At 68.8% G+C, this 15998-nt stretch carries 19 protein-coding genes; 7 read left to right on the forward strand and 12 right to left on the reverse strand.

The window, feature by feature from the left end:
- Positions 1 to 96 precede the first annotated feature (96 nt).
- Positions 97 to 1065 (forward strand): bile acid:sodium symporter family protein, encoded by a 969-nt coding sequence (locus tag ACWEKS_RS17430; protein ID WP_452341029.1) that lies wholly within the window; start codon positions 97 to 99, stop codon positions 1063 to 1065.
- Here ACWEKS_RS17430 and ACWEKS_RS17435 read toward each other — a convergent pair.
- The 4 genes from ACWEKS_RS17435 to ACWEKS_RS17450 are packed head-to-tail and all read right to left on the reverse strand — an operon-like array spanning position 1019 to position 5653.
- The gene (locus tag ACWEKS_RS17435; protein WP_452341030.1) at positions 1019 to 2218 is read right to left on the reverse strand and encodes an aminotransferase class I/II-fold pyridoxal phosphate-dependent enzyme; all 1200 of its coding nucleotides are present in this window, start codon (positions 2216 to 2218) and stop codon (positions 1019 to 1021) included. The two genes, ACWEKS_RS17430 and ACWEKS_RS17435, sit on opposite strands and share 47 nt — an antisense overlap.
- Positions 2215 to 3258: a 3-oxoacyl-ACP synthase III family protein gene (locus ACWEKS_RS17440; protein WP_452341031.1), complete on the reverse strand. Its 1044-nt coding sequence runs from the start codon at positions 3256 to 3258 to the stop codon at positions 2215 to 2217. Before ACWEKS_RS17440 ends, ACWEKS_RS17435 begins: the two co-directional genes overlap by 4 nt.
- Positions 3259 to 3268: 10 nt before the next feature.
- On the reverse strand, positions 3269 to 3946 hold the full coding sequence (locus tag ACWEKS_RS17445; protein ID WP_354841125.1) for an SRPBCC family protein: 678 nt from the start codon (positions 3944 to 3946) through the stop codon (positions 3269 to 3271).
- A gap of 3 nt (positions 3947 to 3949) precedes the next feature.
- Positions 3950 to 5653 (reverse strand): thiamine pyrophosphate-binding protein, encoded by a 1704-nt coding sequence (locus tag ACWEKS_RS17450; protein ID WP_452341032.1) that lies wholly within the window; start codon positions 5651 to 5653, stop codon positions 3950 to 3952.
- 138 nt (positions 5654 to 5791) lie between these two features.
- Between ACWEKS_RS17450 and ACWEKS_RS17455 the strand changes: the two genes are divergently transcribed.
- From ACWEKS_RS17455 to ACWEKS_RS17465, 3 genes are all read left to right on the forward strand, one after another.
- The gene (locus tag ACWEKS_RS17455) at positions 5792 to 6295 is read left to right on the forward strand and encodes an EXLDI protein (protein ID WP_452341033.1); all 504 of its coding nucleotides are present in this window, start codon (positions 5792 to 5794) and stop codon (positions 6293 to 6295) included.
- A 119-nt stretch (positions 6296 to 6414) separates the two neighbouring features.
- The gene (locus ACWEKS_RS17460; protein WP_452341034.1) at positions 6415 to 7374 is read left to right on the forward strand and encodes an ATP-binding cassette domain-containing protein; all 960 of its coding nucleotides are present in this window, start codon (positions 6415 to 6417) and stop codon (positions 7372 to 7374) included.
- Positions 7371 to 8141 carry an ABC transporter permease gene (locus ACWEKS_RS17465; protein ID WP_379384244.1) on the forward strand — a complete coding sequence of 257 codons (771 nt, stop codon included), beginning with the start codon at positions 7371 to 7373 and terminating at the stop codon, positions 8139 to 8141. The genes ACWEKS_RS17460 and ACWEKS_RS17465 overlap by 4 nt, the downstream gene beginning before the upstream one ends.
- Positions 8142 to 8211: 70 nt before the next feature.
- Here the strand turns inward: ACWEKS_RS17465 and ACWEKS_RS17470 are convergent, their stop codons facing one another.
- Genes ACWEKS_RS17470 through ACWEKS_RS17480 form a run of 3 tightly spaced genes read right to left on the reverse strand, consistent with a single transcriptional unit; the run spans position 8212 to position 10088 of the window.
- Positions 8212 to 8928, reverse strand: coding sequence for an anti-sigma factor family protein (locus ACWEKS_RS17470; protein WP_452341035.1), 717 nt, complete (start codon positions 8926 to 8928; stop codon positions 8212 to 8214).
- The gene (locus ACWEKS_RS17475; protein WP_354841142.1) at positions 8925 to 9431 is read right to left on the reverse strand and encodes a sigma-70 family RNA polymerase sigma factor; all 507 of its coding nucleotides are present in this window, start codon (positions 9429 to 9431) and stop codon (positions 8925 to 8927) included. Before ACWEKS_RS17475 ends, ACWEKS_RS17470 begins: the two co-directional genes overlap by 4 nt.
- A 42-nt stretch (positions 9432 to 9473) precedes the next feature.
- Positions 9474 to 10088, reverse strand: coding sequence for a YqgE/AlgH family protein (locus tag ACWEKS_RS17480; protein WP_354841144.1), 615 nt, complete (start codon positions 10086 to 10088; stop codon positions 9474 to 9476).
- Positions 10089 to 10212: 124 nt separating this feature from the next.
- Here ACWEKS_RS17480 and ACWEKS_RS17485 point away from each other — a divergent pair, with 124 nt between their 5' ends.
- A complete protein-coding gene (locus ACWEKS_RS17485) occupies positions 10213 to 10974 on the forward strand; it encodes a lysophospholipid acyltransferase family protein (protein ID WP_354841147.1) in 762 nt (253 codons plus the stop codon).
- A 7-nt stretch (positions 10975 to 10981) separates the two neighbouring features.
- Here ACWEKS_RS17485 and ACWEKS_RS17490 read toward each other — a convergent pair whose 3' ends face one another.
- The gene (locus tag ACWEKS_RS17490) at positions 10982 to 11305 is read right to left on the reverse strand and encodes a GNAT family N-acetyltransferase (RefSeq protein WP_364609512.1); all 324 of its coding nucleotides are present in this window, start codon (positions 11303 to 11305) and stop codon (positions 10982 to 10984) included.
- A gap of 99 nt (positions 11306 to 11404) precedes the next feature.
- Here ACWEKS_RS17490 and ACWEKS_RS17495 point away from each other — a divergent pair, with 99 nt between their 5' ends.
- Complete coding sequence (locus ACWEKS_RS17495; protein ID WP_452341036.1) at positions 11405 to 12520, forward strand: glycerate kinase; 1116 nt, start codon at positions 11405 to 11407, stop codon at positions 12518 to 12520.
- On the opposite strand, the gene ACWEKS_RS17500 is transcribed toward ACWEKS_RS17495, so the two are convergent.
- A complete protein-coding gene (locus ACWEKS_RS17500; RefSeq protein WP_354841155.1) occupies positions 12517 to 12873 on the reverse strand; it encodes a winged helix-turn-helix transcriptional regulator in 357 nt (118 codons plus the stop codon). The genes ACWEKS_RS17495 and ACWEKS_RS17500 overlap by 4 nt on opposite strands.
- 138 nt (positions 12874 to 13011) lie before the next feature.
- Here ACWEKS_RS17500 and ACWEKS_RS17505 point away from each other — a divergent pair, with 138 nt between their 5' ends.
- On the forward strand, positions 13012 to 13893 hold the full coding sequence (locus ACWEKS_RS17505) for an NAD(P)-dependent oxidoreductase (RefSeq protein ID WP_452341037.1): 882 nt from the start codon (positions 13012 to 13014) through the stop codon (positions 13891 to 13893).
- A gap of 12 nt (positions 13894 to 13905) precedes the next feature.
- Here the strand turns inward: ACWEKS_RS17505 and ACWEKS_RS17510 are convergent, their stop codons facing one another.
- Genes ACWEKS_RS17510 through ACWEKS_RS17520 form a run of 3 tightly spaced genes read right to left on the reverse strand, consistent with a single transcriptional unit; the run spans position 13906 to position 15909 of the window.
- Entirely contained in the window at positions 13906 to 14145 is a 240-nt protein-coding gene (locus tag ACWEKS_RS17510; RefSeq protein ID WP_452341038.1) for a helix-turn-helix transcriptional regulator, read from the reverse strand.
- The gene (locus ACWEKS_RS17515) at positions 14135 to 14986 is read right to left on the reverse strand and encodes an ABC transporter permease (protein ID WP_379384229.1); all 852 of its coding nucleotides are present in this window, start codon (positions 14984 to 14986) and stop codon (positions 14135 to 14137) included. Before ACWEKS_RS17515 ends, ACWEKS_RS17510 begins: the two co-directional genes overlap by 11 nt.
- Positions 14983 to 15909 (reverse strand): ABC transporter ATP-binding protein, encoded by a 927-nt coding sequence (locus ACWEKS_RS17520; protein ID WP_452341039.1) that lies wholly within the window; start codon positions 15907 to 15909, stop codon positions 14983 to 14985. The genes ACWEKS_RS17515 and ACWEKS_RS17520 overlap by 4 nt, the downstream gene beginning before the upstream one ends.
- Positions 15910 to 15998 lie beyond the last annotated feature (89 nt).

Raw genomic sequence — 15998 nt, forward strand, 5'->3', positions numbered from 1 at the left:
CACCTCGGGAGTCGTCGTGACTGTCGATCACCACCAGTATCGCGGTAGCGCGGGTGCTGTGTTATCCCAAAGAAGCATGGTGTTTAGCCTGTTTCGGTGCGATTTCTCAGCAAGTTCTACATAGACGGGTTCATCCTGTCGATCCTTGCGATGGTCGTCCTCGCCAGTATCTTCCCGGCTCGGGGCGAGGCGGCTGAGGTCGTGAGCTGGCTGACGAAGATCGCCATCGGATTTCTGTTCCTGCTCTACGGCGCGCGCCTGGCGCCGCAGGAGGCGATCGCGGGCCTCAAGCACTGGCGGCTGCACCTGACCGTCCTGGTCTGCACCTTCGTGCTCTTCCCCGTGATCGGTCTCGCCGCCCGGGTGCTGGTGCCGCACGTGCTGACCAGCGATCTCTACACCGGTGTGCTGTTCCTGTGCCTGGTGCCGTCCACGGTGCAGTCCTCGATCGCCTTCACCTCCATCGCCAAAGGCAATGTGGCGGGTGCGATCGTGAGCGCCACGGTGTCGAACCTGCTGGGCGTCTTCCTGACTCCCGCACTCGTGATCCTGCTCATGAACACCACCGGGCAGGCGAGCGTGGACCCGTCCGCGGTGGTGGACATCGTGCTGCAGCTACTGGTGCCGTTCTTCCTGGGCCAGCTGATCCGGCCGAAGGTCGCGGGTTTCCTGGCCCGCTACGCCGAGCCCACCAAGCTGGTGGATCGCGGGTCCATCCTGCTGGTGGTCTACAGCGCCTTCAGCGCGGGCATGGTCGAGGGCATCTGGCATGCCATGTCGCCGTGGCGGATTCTGCTGCTGGCCGTGGTGTGCTGCGCGATTCTGGCCATCGTGCTGGTGGCGACCGGATTCCTGGGCGAGGCGGTGCGATTCGATCGTGCCGACCGGATCGTGGTGGTGTTCTGCGGATCCAAGAAGAGCCTGGCCACCGGGCTGCCCATGGCGACGGTGCTGTTCGCGGGGCATTCGGTGGGCCTGGTCGTGTTGCCGCTCATGATGTTCCACCAGATTCAGCTGATCACGTGTGCCGCCCTCGCGCAGCGGTGGGCTCGTAGCGCGCCGTGAGCGAGAGCAGCCGGCTGTCGTCGCGCCGCAGCGAACGGGTGCCCGCCGAGGGCCGGGCGGCCAGCGCGTGCAGCACGGCCCGGTCCGAACCCGGATCGCCCACCGCGATGCGGGCGCTGCCGTCCGGGTAGCGCTTGGCCACGATCCCGGCGCGCGCCAGCGCGGGCGCGATATCGCGGCCGGGCAGGTACAGGAAGTTGGCGCTGCTGCGCGGCACCCGGATGCCGCCGCGCCGCAGTTCGGTGCGCAGTAGTTCGCGCTCGGTGGTGATGCGCAGAATCCGTTCGCCCAGTTCGGCTTCCGCGGCATAGGAGGCGCGCACCGCGGCGACCGCGAGGGCGGGCACCCCGAACGGGAGTTGCAGCCGATGCACCCGGTGCACCAGTTCCGCCGCACCGAACGCGTAGCCGATGCGCAGCCCGGCCAGTCCGTAGGCCTTGGAGAAGGTGCGCAGCACCAGCACATTGGGGTGCCGGTCGACCAGCTCGACGGCGTCGAGAGAGTCGCTCGCGCCGAGGAATTCGACGTAGGCCTCGTCCAGTATCACCGGCACCCGGGACGGGATCGAGCACAGGAACGCCTTCACTTCGCTGGCCGGGAGCACGGTTCCGGTCGGATTGTGCGGACGGCACACCGCGATCAGCCCGGTGCGCTCGTTCACCGCGCGGGCCATGGCCCACAGGTCCTGGCGGCCGTGGCCGTCCAGCGGCACCGCCACCGGTCGCAGCCCGGTCATGGTCGCCATGATCGGGTAGCCGTCGAAGGTCGGTGTGGCGTAGACGAATTCGGTTCCGGCGCGGGGGAGGGTCTGCATGATCTGCATGGCCACCCCGGTCGCGCCGGAACCGACCACCACCTGGTCGGCCGCGACGCCGAGGTGGTCGGCGATCAGCCGCGGCAGCCGCCGGGGCAGGAATTCCGGATACCGGTTCGCCTTGCCGAGGCAGTCGTCGAGCGCGGCGACCACCGAAGGCAGTGGCGGAAAAGGGTTTTCGCTCAGGCTCAGGTCGTAGCGGATGGTGTCCGCGCCGTGCGGGTCGACGGTGGCGGGGTAGCCCGCCACCTCGGAACCGCGCAATCCCGTCGGCCAGGACACCGGCGCCCCGATCCGCGCCGCGGGCCGCCTGTGCTCGCCCGCACCGGGGCGGGTCATCGGGCCGCGCCCCAGCGGACGGCCGCCGCCCCCGCGAAGTCCCCGGCGTGTGCGAACGCCGCCAGCAGCACCACCGAGCCGTTGCGCAGCCGCCCGGCCCGGTTCTCGGCGTCCAGGGTCACGGGAATGCCTGCGGCGAACAGGTTTCCGCAGCTGTCGAAGGTGTCCGGGTGCCGTTCGGGCGGCAGTTCCATCGCCTCGTTCCAGTTGCGCAGGAACAGCCGGTTGGGCTGGTTGGTGACGAAGGTGTCGATATCGCGGGACTTCACCCCGATGCGCCGGCACACCGCGTGCGCCACCTCGGGCACCAGCCGGTTGCCGCGCGTCATCACCTTGGCCACCTTGGATTCGGTGAAGGTGACGCAGCCCTGGCCCTCGCCCGGCTCCCAGTACTTGCGTTCGCCGTTGGTGCTGAACTCCATGTCGCCCGCGAACTCCGGATAGGTGCGGCACTCGATATCGAGGATCGGCGCGGAGTTGTTCTTCACGAGCAGCCCGACCCCGCAGCCGTCGCCGGGGACGGGGGCCTGCGCGAGCCCGCGGATATCGGGCTGGGTGAACACCGGGCCCGCGCAGTTCTGGGTGCAGGCGATGAGCGCGGTGCGCGCGTCGGTCGTCTGCAGGATCATGCGGGCCATCCACATCATGTGGACGAAGGCCGCGCAGCCGCCGTTGTGGATGTCGAACACCCAGCGCGGCTTCATATTCAGCCGGCGCGCCACCTCCGGCCCGGCGCCCAGCACCGGATTGTCGGGGAGCTGGGTGTGGGTGAGAAGGATGTCGACATTCGAGATCTCCGGTGCCCCATGGCGTTCGATCAGGGGTGCGACGGCTCGCTCCACCATGTCCACGGCGGTCTCGTCGCGGCCGATGTGATGGCGGCCCCTGGGGGCCCGGAACATCACGTTCTTGGCCATCCGGTCCGAGCGGGAGAACTGGGTGAAGTACTCGGTGCCGACCGGGTCACCGGGCAGGTAACCGGCGACATCGACCAGACTGACAGGCGGCGCCATCCGGAGGGCGGGGTCGGTGAAGTCCATGGCGTTCAGCTCACTTCTCTTCCGAGGGATTCAGCATCCAGTCGGGCTTGATGGGCAGCCCGTGCGAGGCGCGGTATTCCGCGATGGCCCTGAGGTTGTCGAGCTCCAATTGGTGCCCGGCGGAGAACATCTCCCAGAAGTCGCCTACCCACACCTTGCGCTTGTCCGGCGCGGTGTCCTGGTAGGGGTTTCTGTCATAGAACGGGTGGTGGCAGTTCGTCCACAGCACCACCGAACCGGGCTTGTCGAACACCACCTGGGCGTCGACCACCCGCATCAGGTAGACCATCCACAGGTGGTCGCTCTGGTCCCAGGCGCAGTGGTAGTCCACGGTCATGGCGTCGGGATTGGCGACGGTGCGGGTGTAGATCTTGGTGCTGTCACCCAGCCGATCGTGCGACACCCACAGCCCGGGCTCCTCGGTCTCGGTGAATCCGCGCAGGCTGTAGGTCCATTCCTCCAGGCAGCGGGTGTCGGCGAGGTACTCGTACAGCTCCCGTGGCGGGGCCGCGATGAACCCCTGGACCGGGCAGAAGTCGCCGAAGATCTGGTCGTGCGGATACACCGATCGCAGCATGTCCAGGATGATCGGGGTGGTGGCCTCGCGATCGGAATTCTCGATGCGCAGCAGGCCGGGCAGGACGGCTTCCGGAATGTCACTGAGGGCGGGCAGGGCGCTGGTGGTCACGGGTTACCTCCTGGGTGGCGTCAGGAACGGTGTGAACGGCGGGATTTCGTCGGGATCGCAGTCGATCGCGACGAACGACGGTCCCGGGCGGTCGGCGCAGTGCCGCAGTGCCGCGGCGAGCTCGGCCCGGTTCTCCGGTGCGTGGGTGCACAGATCCGGGAACATGGCGGCCATCCCCGCGCCCGGATACGCGGGACGAAACCTGTTGAAGCTGTAGCGATCCCCGTAGTACAGCTGCTCGCGCGTGACGCACATGGCGTGCGCGTTGTTGTTGAGGACGATGAAGGTGATCGGCAGCCGGTGCTCGACCGCGGTGTGAATCTCCATGCCGTGCATGAAGAATGCTCCGTCGCCCGCGATGACGTAGGTGCGCCGCTGCCCGCCGGCCGGGTGGCGGCGCCGGGCGAAGGCCGAGCCGATCCCGGCCCCGAAGGCATAGCCCATGCCGCCCATACCGAGCGCCACCGTGAAGCGCCCGTGCCGCGGCAGCCGCAGGTGGTGCACCACGGCCGCACCGGTATTGCCGGCGTCGGCGAAGACGTCCGAACCCGCGGGCAGCGCGTCGTTGATGGTGTCCACCACCTCGCGATAGCGCAGCCCGGGACCGTCGGAGGGTGGTACGGGCAGCGGGGTCAGGGTGGGCTCGCCGGACGGGTGCGGGCGCAGCGGGATGATCCGCGCCCCGGTTTCGCCGTCGCCGGAATCCAATTCGCCGATCAGCTCGGCGAGGGTCTCGGCCAGGTCGTTGCTGTGCGCGTGCCCGGCGGGCAGGAACGGCGGCAGCGCGCCGATGCTGGCCAGCGGCACCGCCGCGAGCGCGTCCTCCATCCCGGCCCGGGCGGTGACCGGCATGCGGGTCCCGATCAGTAGGCACAGCTCCGCGCCGCGCAGGGCGTCGAGCAGTTCGGGGTTGCCCATGCTGCCCGCGACGCCGCAGCAGCCGGGGTCCGCGTGGTGGTAGACGTCCTTGGCGTCGGGTGCGACCCCGACGGCGGCGTCCACGGCGGCGGCGAAGGCGGCCAGCTCGTCGCGGGCGTCGTCGCGGGCCACCTGGTCCCCGGCGATGATCACGATCTTGCCGACCGCCCGGGCGCCGCGCACGGTGTGCAGCACCCGCCACAGGTTCTCGATGTCGCGGCGGTAGGGTCGCGCGGGCGGCACGAAATTCGGGGCGACCAGGTCGGCCTGCTGAATGTCCTTGGGCAGCAACAGCACCGCGGGCCCGCCCCGGCGGGCGGCGGAGACCGCGCGGGCGAGGTGAGCGGGCAGGTCGGCGGGGGCCTCGACACGGGCACAGTAGTGCGAGATCGGCGTGTAGAGCGCGACCGCGTCGAAGGCGCCGGCCTGCCCGCTCGTGTCCTGGAAGGCGCCCTTGCCCTCCAGGACGGTCGGGGGCTGCCCGATCAGCGCCAGCACCGGCACCCGGGAGGCGAACGATTCGGCGAGCCCGGCGACGAGGTTCACGGCGCCGCCGCCGGAGGTCGCGCACACGACACCGAGGCCGGAGGTCGAACGCGCATACCCGTCGGCCATGGTGGCCGCGCCGAACTCGTGCTTGGCCACCACGGCGGTGATCAGATCCCGGTGGTCGAAAGCCGCGTCGTAGAGGTCTTCGATATTTGCTCCGTCGACGCCGAACAGGTGCCGTACGCCCAGCGCCGATACCGCCCTGACCAGCTGGTCAGCGACCCGTGTGCCGCTATGCATGGGCGCGTCCTTTCCGGTGGCAGCCACCGGTGCCCGAGTGCCTTCAACCGGGATACGGATGCGAGTCTTCAGCGGTTCAATCACCGCGTTTCGCCACAGGTCTTGCCGTGTATGTATACGTCTACGTATAGTTGGTGCATGCCGAACAAGACGATTTACGTATCCGATGATGACCTGAAGCTGTTTCAGCGCGCGCAGGAGCTGGTGGGGGGCAATCTGTCGGGCGCGATCGTGACGGCACTGCGGCGCTTCATCGAGCTCGAGGAGGGCCGGCAACAGGGCTACGACGAGGTGGTCCTGAAGGTGGGCAAGGACGGCACCCGGCAGGTCCGGTTCTCCGGTACCCTGCTCACCCACTGGCACCAGATGGCCAACGAGCGCATCGAGGACATCCGGGTGTACCGCACCCGCAAAGGCGCGTATGCGGTGCACAGCCACTTCTCCAACTGGTCGGAGTTTCCGACCGACACCAATTGGCGCCAGTGGCGTCGCTTCCTCGGTCTGGGCGAACAGGATTGGGGCGATTTCGCCCTCGAGGTCTACGACACCATCCAGGACCTGGAGGGCAAGATTCCCGATCGCCTCTACGCCCGCGTCGTGGACGCCACCGAGCACTCGCAGGTCGAGGACCTCGATATCTGATCGAAAAACCCGGTAGCACAACTGAATAACTGACCCGAAGAAACTTTGATCGCAAGCCTCGGCGGTCACGGCCTGGATGACGTATGCATTCATGCCTATCTATTGATGAGAGGGGAGACATGTACAACGACCCTGCACCGGCAGCCATCACGGTCACCGGCCTCTGCAAATCCTTCGGTGAGCACATCGTGCTCGACCGCATCGACTTCACCGTCCCGGAGGGCAGCGTCTTCTCGCTGCTCGGCCCCAATGGCGCGGGCAAGACCACCACGGTCGAGATCCTGTCCACCCTGAAACGCGCCGATGGCGGCGAGATCAGCGTCGGCGGTTTCGATCCCGCCACCCAGCCCGACGGCGTGCGCTCGATCATCGGGGTCACCGGCCAGTTCTCGGCCGTGGACGAACTGCTCACCGGCCGCGAGAACCTCATTCTCATGGGCGACCTGCACCACCTGCCGCGCACCGAAAGCCGCAGGCTGGCAGCGGAACTGCTGGCCACCTTCGATCTGGAGGAGGCCGCCGACAAGATCGCCTCGAGCTACTCCGGCGGCATGACCCGCCGCCTGGACCTGGCCATGACCCTGGTCGGCGATCCGCGCATCATCTTCCTCGACGAGCCCACCGTGGGCCTGGATCCGCGCAGCCGCCGCGGCATGTGGGACATCATCCGCGACCTCACCGCGCGGGGCGTCACCATCTTCCTCACCACCCAGTACCTGGAAGAGGCCGACCAGCTGGCCGACCGCATCGCCGTGCTGCACCAGGGGCAACTGGTCGCCCAGGGCACCGCCGATCAGCTCAAGCGCATGGTGCCGGGCGGCTACATCCGCCTGGACTTCGGCGAGCGCGCCGAATTCGAATCCGCCGCACGGCTTTTCGGTGCTGCCGCGCAGGTCAACGGTGACCTCACGCTGGCCATTCCGAGCGACGGCGCGGTGCGCTCGGTCCGCGAGGTGATCGACCGCCTCGACGCCGCCCGGGTGGAACCCGCGGGCCTGTCCGTGCACACCCCCGACCTCGACGACGTCTTCCTGGCCCTCACCGGCGGCCACGCTCCCGAGAAGGAGGCCTCCAAATGACCACGCTGACCACGTCGTTCGCCGATTCGAAGACCATGCTGCGCCGGAACCTGGTGCACGCCAAGCGGTATCCGGGCATGACCTTCTCCCTGATCATCATGCCGGTGTTCCTGCTGCTGCTGTTCAACTACGTGTTCGGCGGTGCGCTGAAGTCGGCCACCGGCGGCCGCTACATCGACTACCTGACGCCCGGCATGATGCTCATCATCCCGGCGTACATGGTCGCGGGCGTCGCGGTCGGCATGGCCACCGATATGACCAAGGGCATCATCAATCGCTTTCGCACCATGCACTTCTCGCACGCCTCGGTGCTCACCGGGCAGGTGGTCGGCACCCTGATCCAGGGCATGCTGGGCGTCGTCGCCATGACGCTGATGGCCGTGGCCATCGGCTTCCGGCCGCACGCCGGCGTGGTGGAATGGCTGGCGGCCCTCGGACTCATCGGCCTGACCGTCTTCGCGCTGAACTGGCTCGGCGTCGGCTTCGGCCTGATCGCCCAGACCCCGGAGAGCGCGTCCAATATGCCCATGCCGATTCTGTTCCTGCCCTTCCTGGGCAGCGGCCTCGTGCCGACCGACACCATGCCGGCCGGTGTGAAGCAGTTCGCCGAGTATCAGCCCTTCACCCCGATCACCGAGACCCTGCGCGGGCTGCTGATGGGCGGGCCGATCGGGCACAACGGCATCCTGGCCATCGGCTGGTGCGTGGTGATCGGCGTGTTCGGATACTTCTGGTCCACCACGACCTTCCGGCGCAAGACCCGGTAGTCACGGTGCCGGTCGGGTGGTCAGGCGCCGGACGGCGCGCTCCCACGCGGGGCGCGCCGTTCGCGCGTGGTCAGATACCCGCTGCCAGCAGGATTTTCCCGGATCCGTTGCGAATCTCGACCGTCTTCAACTGTTCCGGCGACACCGAGGTGGTGCCGTCCGGAGTCAGCGTCTGACCCGGCTTGACCGTCCACTCGGCGAGCTTGGACTGCACGCCGTCGTTGCGGGTCACCCACAGCGACAGCGTCCACACGTACTCCTCGTCCGAGGGCGGGTACTGGCACCACATGTCCACCCGGGTCTGGCCGTTGATCGACATCACCTTGAAGGTGGCCAGGATCGGGGTATCGGTCTGCGGCTTCAGCGGACCCTGCGCCACCACCTGCTGCACGAAGGACGGGCCCTCGTGGTGGGCCACGGTGGCGGTCACCGGAATCGCGATGGTCACCGCGGCGGCCGCCGCCGCCACTGCTGCGGCGATCGCTTCCCATCGCCCCCGGCGCCGCCGTTTGGCGGTCCGCGCCGCCAGGGCCGGCAGCAACCGCTCGGGCGGCGGCGGCACGGTGGAGGGCGGATCGTCCTGCGCCGCAATCGACAACGCGGTCTCGGCATCCACCATGGCCAGCAGGCCGGGTAGACCGGCCAGTTTCGACACGGCCGCGCGGCAGGACTCGCATCCGGTCAGATGCTCCTCGTACTCGCGGCGGTCGTCCCGGGCGAGAGCGCCGAGCACATATGCGCCGTCCCAGGTGGTGTAGCCATTGCACAGTTCATGGCCCTCGGTCATCTCGTCACCCCCATTTCCTGCAACACCAATCGCAATGCCCGCATGCCGTAGTGCATCCGGGACTTGACCGTGCCCTCCGGGATCTCCAGTTCCTCCGCGATCTGATGCGTGGACAGGCCCCGGTAGTAGGCACGGACGATTACGTCACGGTGATCGATGCTCAGTCGCGCCAGCGCGTCCGCCACCAGCCACCCGTCCAGCGCCCGATCCGTTTTGTCCGGTTCGGGTACCTCCGGCGGGTGATCGGTGCGGAATTCGCGCCGGCTGCGCGCGCTGCGATGCTCGTCCACGGCCAGATTACGGGCGACCGTGAACAGCCAGGCCCGCGCCGAACTGGTGGACTGGTCCAGCACATTGGGCCGCTGCCAAGCGCGCAGCAGGGTCTCCTGCACGATGTCCTCGGCCCGGCCCGGATCCCCGACCAACCCGTAGGTGTACCGCCACAGCGCTGCCGCGTGCTCGTCGTACAGCGCGCGGAGCAGGGCCGCCTGGTCCTCCGGCATCGCTCACCTCCGCATCGATCACGACACAGATGTCCGGGCGGTTCAGTTGCGTTCGAGCTCGATGGGATGAGTGGCCAGCAGGGACAGCGGCAGCGGCTGGCGGCGCAGGACGTGGGCCCAGAGGTCGACGCGGCCCGCCAGCGGGTCGGAGGGCAGGGCGGACAGGACGATCCAGTCGCCGCGATCCAGTTCGCCTTCCAGCTGCCCGAAGGTCCAGCCGGCGTAGCCCGCGAAGACCCGGATGCCCTCCACCAGACCCTCGATGCGGTCCGGATCGGAATCCAGGTCCACCAGGGCCACCCGGCCGTCCACCCGGCGCACGCCGGACAGCCCGGCGATGGACGCCCCCACCTTGATGGTGGCCAGGCACAGCGCCGCATCGCGTTTCACCGGGCCCCCGATGTAGAGCGCACGCGGGCCGGCGGCCAGCTCCGACCAGTTGGGGAGCACGTCGTGCAGGGCGGTGTCACTGGGCTTGTTGAGGACCACGCCCCAGGTGCCGCCGTCATTGTGTTCGAGGATGTAGACCACCGACCGCCGGAACGACGGCTCGGTCAGATCGGTCGCGGACACCAGCAGGGTCCCTGGTCGAACCACCTGGTCCTCATGCCGGAATTCGCGTCGAGAACGGTCACCGTGTTCCTCTGCGCGTGCCACTCAGCCATCATCGCACTGAGACAGACCAATTGCCTTGCATAATTTGCCGCGTACTCATTTGTGCCGCTGTGAGCCGCGAAAACGTGTCCGGCATACCTTGCGGTTCGTAGCTAGGGTGGGCGCTATGGAACGCCCCGAAGTCGTCCTCGAGAACAGCGACGCGGTCTACGACTTCTATCGTGACCACCAGCAGAACCTGCTGAAGGCGCGGGCTGCCTACTGGCTACTGGGTCGTCGCTATCACCCCCGGGTGACCTACGCGGCCGGGGCGCGGGACCGGCTGCGGGAGTTCATCTCCCAGCGGCGACCGCTGCTCATCGCGGTGAACCACCTCTCCCAGCTGGATCCGTACACCGTCGCCGCCGCGGCCTGGCGCAGCGCGCTGCGGCCGGTCATCGGGCACACCCGGGTGCTGGCCAAGGACGAGCTGTTCACCGAGACCAAGCTGCGCGAGCGCATCGACATGATGGGCGGCATCCCGGTCTTCCGGGGCAAGGACCACGGCCTGCGCGCGGTGAACGCGGCCGGGCAGCGCATGATCGACATCTGCGCCGAGCGCATGGCGCGCGGTGACGGGGTGGCGGTGTTCCCGGAGGGCACCTGCAACGACGTGGACCCCACCCAGGTGCAGACGGTCGGCACCGGCATCGGGCACATCGCCTTCCGGGCCAGGAAGCTCGGGGCGGAACCGGTGCTGGTGAGCCTGGGTCTGAGTTACGGCCCGCGGCTGGATCCCAGGGTGGAACCCACCAAGGAGGAGGCCCGCTCGGCCAGCTTCTATTTCGGCATGCCGGTGGCGGAGCTGCCCACCAAACCCGCCGAGATCACGCGGGTGGTGCGCGAAGAACTGCAGAACGCGCTGGACGGTGCGGTCAAGGCATACTGACCGGCGGTCACTGCTGGGGCAGGCCGAGCCTTTCCCGCGACCACTGCGGCACCAAAGCCAGGTACTCGGGCCGGGATTCGACGAAGTGGTGCACCATCGGGCACAGCGGCAGGATCCCGAACCCGTCGTCGCGGGTCTGGTCCAGCGCGCCCTGCACGATCTTGCGCCCGTACCCCAGGCCCTCGAACTGCGGGTAGACCTCGGTGTGCACGAAGGCCCGCTCGTTGGCGGTGTCCTGATAGGCCGCGACCCCGGCGAGGTATCCGTCGACGTACAACTCGAACCGATCCAGTGTGGCGTTCTTGCGGACCTCGACCGACTCACTCGACATGGGTGCGACGTTAGTTGTCCCGTGACGGCTGTTTGTTCCCTTTGGCCGAACGGTGGCGTCCGGCGTGTCGCTTCCCACATCGGAGATCAAAATGTAGGGATGACGAACCCACCCCCGCGCCGGGTGCTGCTGGCCCCGGACAAGTTCAAGGGCTCCCTGAGCGCCACCCAGGTGGCGGACGCGCTGGCCGTGGGGATCACCCGCGCCGCCCCCGGCGCCGCGGTGCGCCGGACACCCGTTGCCGACGGCGGGGACGGGACGGTCGACGCCTTCGTGGCGGCGGGCTGGGAACGGGTGGAGGTCGAGAGTTACGGGCCGACGCTCGCGCCGGTGACCACCTCGTACGCGGTCCGCGGGCGGGTGGCCGTGGTGGAGCTGGCCGCGGTCAGCGGCCTCGCGAAACTCCCTGGCGGACAGCCCGATCCGCTGCACGCCAGCACCTACGGGGTAGGCGACGTGATCGGGGATGCGCTCGATCGGGGAGCGCGCGACATCGTGCTCGGGCTGGGCGGGAGCGCCTCGACCGACGGCGGGGCGGGCCTGCTGCAGGCGCTCGGACTGCGCATCCTCGACGCCGACGGGAACGAATTGCCCTGCGGCGGAGCGGCACTCGCGCGCGCGGTGCGGGTGGATCGCGACGATCTGCACCCCGGGCTGGCCGATGCGACGGTGACGCTGGCCAGCGATGTGGACAATCCGCTGCTCGGCGCGGACGGCGCGGCCGCGATCTACGCGCCGCAGAAGGGCGCGGATCCCGGGCAGGTCGCCACTCTCGAAGCGGCACTGAAGAATTGGGCCGCAGTGCTGGGCCCGGAATGGGCCGACAAACCGGGTGCGGGCGCGGCGGGCGGCACCGGTTTCGGGGCGCTGGCGGCGCTGGGCGCGCACATGCGCTCGGGCATCGAGCTCGTTCTCGACCTGATCGATTTCCGGGCCCGGCTGGCGGACGCGGATCTGGTCGTCACCGGGGAGGGCTCGCTGGACACCCAGAGCCTGTCCGGCAAGGCGCCGATCGGGGTCTGTCGCGCGGCGCTGGCGGCGGGCGTCCCGGTGGTCGCGGTGGCGGGCCGGGTGCTGCTCAGCGCGGAGCAGGTGCGGGAGGCCGGATTCGCCACCGCCTACGCATTGTCCGAGCTGGAGCCCGATCCGGCCCGCAGCATGGCGAACGCCGCCGCCCTGCTGGAACGGATCGGGGAGCGGATCGCGGAGTCCTAGCCGGCCGGGGTGAGCGCGCGGCCGGGAATCCGGTTCCGATTGCGGTCGCCCCACTCCTCCAGCGGCCGCAGCGCGGCGCTGAGTTCCCAGCCCAGCTCGGTGAGCGAATACTCCACGCGCGGCGGCACTTCCGGGTAGATCTCGCGGTGCACGATGCCGCTGGCCTCCAGCTGCCGCAGGTTCTCCGCGAGCACCTTCTCGCTGACACCGGTCAGCAGCCGCCGGATCTGCCCGAACCGTTGCGGCCCCTCGGCCAGCACCCACATCAGGTGCATCTTCCATTTGCCGCCGACCGCCTCGATGGCCACGGACATGCCGCACACCTCGTGATCCGCGTCACCGCCGGTACTCATCGCGCCCTCCTGACCAGATTTCGAACCTCGGGGTAAGCAACCCCACGCGCAGGTGCGGTCTTCCCGAGGCTACCGATCCCGGCCACCATCGATTCCGGCGCGCCAATCCCGAACAGCCGAAATCGAAGGGGATACATCATGTCTGATCTGCGTCGATCGGTCACCGTCATCGGTCTGGGCCCGATGGGGCGGGCCATGGTCGCAGCGTTCTTGCAGGCCGGAGTCGAGGTCACGGTCTGGAACCGCAGTCCGGAGAAGGCCGACGCCATGGTCGAGCTCGGGGCCCGGCGGGCGGCCACGGTCGCCGAGGCGCTCGATGCCAATGTGGTGGCCGTGCTCAGCCTCACCCATTACTCCGCCATGTACGACGTGCTGGGTCCGGCCGCGGATCACCTGCGCGGCAAGGTGATCGCCAATCTCTCCTCGGATTCGCCCGAGCAGGCCCGCCGGGGTGCGGCGTGGCTGCGGCAGCGCGGCGCCGAATTCCTTTCCGGCGGCGTGATGTCGGCGGGCGACAATATCGAACACCCGGCGTCCTACATCTTCTACAGCGGTCCGCGTGTGGTCTTCGACGCGCACGCCGAACTGCTGCGCCCGCTGAGCCCGCAGGAGTACCTGGGCCCGGATGACGGTCTGGCGCAGGTCTTCTACCAGGGCCTGCTCACCATCTTCCATCCCTGGCTGCTGGCCTTCGACCAGGCCACGGCCATGATCGCACGCTCCGGCCACGACATCGCGCAGTTCGTGCCGTTCGCGGTGCGCTCCAACGCCGCCTTTCCGTACTTCATGGAGCAGTTCTCGGTGGAGAACCAGAACGGCGGCTGGGCCGACGTGGCCGGACTGCGCATGATGGACGCGGGCGCGCAGCACATCATCGACGCCAGTGCGGAGGTCGGCGTCGACGCCACCCTCTCGCACACGGCGCAGGCGTTCTGGCGCCGGGCCGTCGCCGCCAGCGCGGCGGCGGGGCGGGCGGTGTCGACCTTCGAACTCATCAGCGCGGTTTCCGAGAACGCCTGAGCCGCACGGGAATCAGGCGGTCTCGGAGCCGATGCGAGGGAAGGGCGTGGTGGAGAAGATGATCTCCACCGGCACCTCGAAGTACTGCGCGAGCCGCAGCGCCAGATGCAGGCTCGGGCTGTATTCGCCGCGTTCCAGATAGCCGACGGTCTGGTAGTGCACGCCGAGCGCCTCGGCCAGCTGCCGGCGCGAGATGCCGCGCTCGGCGCGCAGCATCGCGATCCGGTTGTAGATGACCTCGCTAGTAGGCACGCGCCATGGCCCTCTCGCGCCGGGCCGCCACCGCGGCCCCGGATTCGCGACGGGCCATGCGGCGCAACACGATCGGCGCGATCAGGATGCCCGCCACCGCCCAGGCGCCCAGCACCGCCACGGTTTCCGGGTGCCGCCACGAGTGCGTCAGCTCCACCATGGCCGCGCCGTCGGGCAGCATGGCCGAACGCATGCCCAGGCCCATCCAGTAGATGGGGAACGCCTGGGCAATGGCCTGCAGCCAGCCCGGCAGGCCGGTGAGGGGATAGAAGATTCCGGAGATCGCCACCAGACCCATGATGGGGAACGAGATGAAGCCGATGCTGCGCGGGCTGTCGAACGCCGAGCCCACGATCGCGCCCAGCGGCAGACAGGCCAGCAGGCCGAGCACCAGAATGCCGATCAGCGTGGCCCAGGCGCCCACGCTGTCCAGGCTCACCCCGCCGATGGTGAGCAGCCCGAACCCGAGGATCAGCGCCACCTGGACCACGGTGACGCCGGAGACCGCGACGATCTTGCCGATCAGGTAGCCCAGCATGCCGTTGGGGGTCGCCTTGGCGCGCAGCAGGGTTCCGTCCTCGCGATCCATGGCCAGGCCCTGGGCCACGCCGAACATGCCGGTGAACGCCACCAGCATGCCGAGCACGCTGGGCAGCGCCAGCGCGCCCAGGCCGACGCCGCTGCCCTGGAAGTCGCCGTGGCGCATGAAGAACACCGCGATCATGGTGGCCACGGGCCAGAAGAACTGCGAGAAGATGTCCATCCCATTGGTGAGGGTCTGGATCAGCTCGATGCGGCCGCGCCGGAAACCGGCCCGCACCGCGACCGTCGTCGGATTCATCGGACCTCCTCCAGGCTCCGCAGTTCGGTGTCGCCCTGGCCGGATTCGAAGCGCTGCACCAGGGTCATGTAGGTGTCCTCGAGCGAGGCGCGCCGCACCTCCAGCTCCTCGACCGACTCGCCGAACTGCTGGAACAGCTCGTAGACGAACTTGGTGGACTCGGTGGTGGTGTGCACGAAGCGCTGCCCGTCCCGGGTCCATTTCACCTCGGCCTCACCGGCGATGCGCCGCGAGAGCTGATCGGCCGACCCGTCGGCGATGATGCGCCCGCCGGCCAGGATGAGGATGCGGTCGGCCAGCTTCTCCGCCTCGTCCAGGTCGTGGGTGGTGAGCAGGATGGTGGTGTGGTCGTCGTCGGCGAGCCGGTGCACCAGGTCGTGGAATTCGCGGCGGGCCTGCGGATCGAAACCTGCGGTCGGCTCGTCCAGGAACAGCAGTTCCGGCCGGCCGACAATGCCGATGGCCACGTCCAGGCGGCGGCGCTGGCCGCCGGAGAGGGTCATCACCTTGGCGTCCGCGTGCTCGGTGAGGCCCACCGCGGCGATGAGTTCGTCTGTGTTCCAAGGCCGTTGGATGTCGGCCGTGGCGTAGGGCGCGTAGTACATGCCCAGGTAGTCCAGCAGCTCCCGCACCCGCCACTTGCCGTGATCGCGCCAGGACTGCAGTACCACGCCCAGCCGGGCCCGCCAGGCCTCGTCGCCGTGCGCCGGGTCCGCGCCGAGCACCTCGACCCGGCCCGCCGACCGCATGCGGAAGCCCTCCAGGATCTCGATGGTGGTGGTCTTGCCCGCACCGTTCGGGCCGAGCAACGTCAGCACCTCGCCGCGGTGCGCTTGGAAGCTGACGTCCTGCAGGACATCGCGGGTGCCGTAGCGCATCCGCAGGTTCTCGACGTCGAGTACGACGCCCTCACCGACCGACATGTCACCCCTCCGTAGTAGAAGCCGGATCGGATGTAGCATATCTACTACATTTTGCAGGGGACAAGCTATTTATCGTGCACGAAGAAGGG

This window comes from Nocardia sp. NPDC004711 (genome assembly GCF_053601595.1).

Coding starts and splice junctions, on each gene's coding strand:
- ACWEKS_RS17435 (WP_452341030.1), bottom strand. CDS start 2,218: ATGACCCGCCCCGGTGCGGGCGAGCACAGGCGGCCCGCGGCGCGGATC.
- ACWEKS_RS17440 (WP_452341031.1), bottom strand. CDS start 3,258: ATGGACTTCACCGACCCCGCCCTCCGGATGGCGCCGCCTGTCAGTCTG.
- ACWEKS_RS17450 (WP_452341032.1), bottom strand. CDS start 5,653: ATGCATAGCGGCACACGGGTCGCTGACCAGCTGGTCAGGGCGGTATCG.
- ACWEKS_RS17455 (WP_452341033.1), top strand. CDS start 5,792: ATGCCGAACAAGACGATTTACGTATCCGATGATGACCTGAAGCTGTTT.
- ACWEKS_RS17460 (WP_452341034.1), top strand. CDS start 6,415: ATGTACAACGACCCTGCACCGGCAGCCATCACGGTCACCGGCCTCTGC.
- ACWEKS_RS17465 (WP_379384244.1), top strand. CDS start 7,371: ATGACCACGCTGACCACGTCGTTCGCCGATTCGAAGACCATGCTGCGC.
- ACWEKS_RS17470 (WP_452341035.1), bottom strand. CDS start 8,928: ATGACCGAGGGCCATGAACTGTGCAATGGCTACACCACCTGGGACGGC.
- ACWEKS_RS17475 (WP_354841142.1), bottom strand. CDS start 9,431: ATGCCGGAGGACCAGGCGGCCCTGCTCCGCGCGCTGTACGACGAGCAC.
- ACWEKS_RS17485 (WP_354841147.1), top strand. CDS start 10,213: ATGGAACGCCCCGAAGTCGTCCTCGAGAACAGCGACGCGGTCTACGAC.
- ACWEKS_RS17490 (WP_364609512.1), bottom strand. CDS start 11,305: ATGTCGAGTGAGTCGGTCGAGGTCCGCAAGAACGCCACACTGGATCGG.
- ACWEKS_RS17495 (WP_452341036.1), top strand. CDS start 11,405: ATGACGAACCCACCCCCGCGCCGGGTGCTGCTGGCCCCGGACAAGTTC.
- ACWEKS_RS17500 (WP_354841155.1), bottom strand. CDS start 12,873: ATGAGTACCGGCGGTGACGCGGATCACGAGGTGTGCGGCATGTCCGTG.
- ACWEKS_RS17505 (WP_452341037.1), top strand. CDS start 13,012: ATGTCTGATCTGCGTCGATCGGTCACCGTCATCGGTCTGGGCCCGATG.
- ACWEKS_RS17515 (WP_379384229.1), bottom strand. CDS start 14,986: ATGAATCCGACGACGGTCGCGGTGCGGGCCGGTTTCCGGCGCGGCCGC.
- ACWEKS_RS17520 (WP_452341039.1), bottom strand. CDS start 15,909: ATGTCGGTCGGTGAGGGCGTCGTACTCGACGTCGAGAACCTGCGGATG.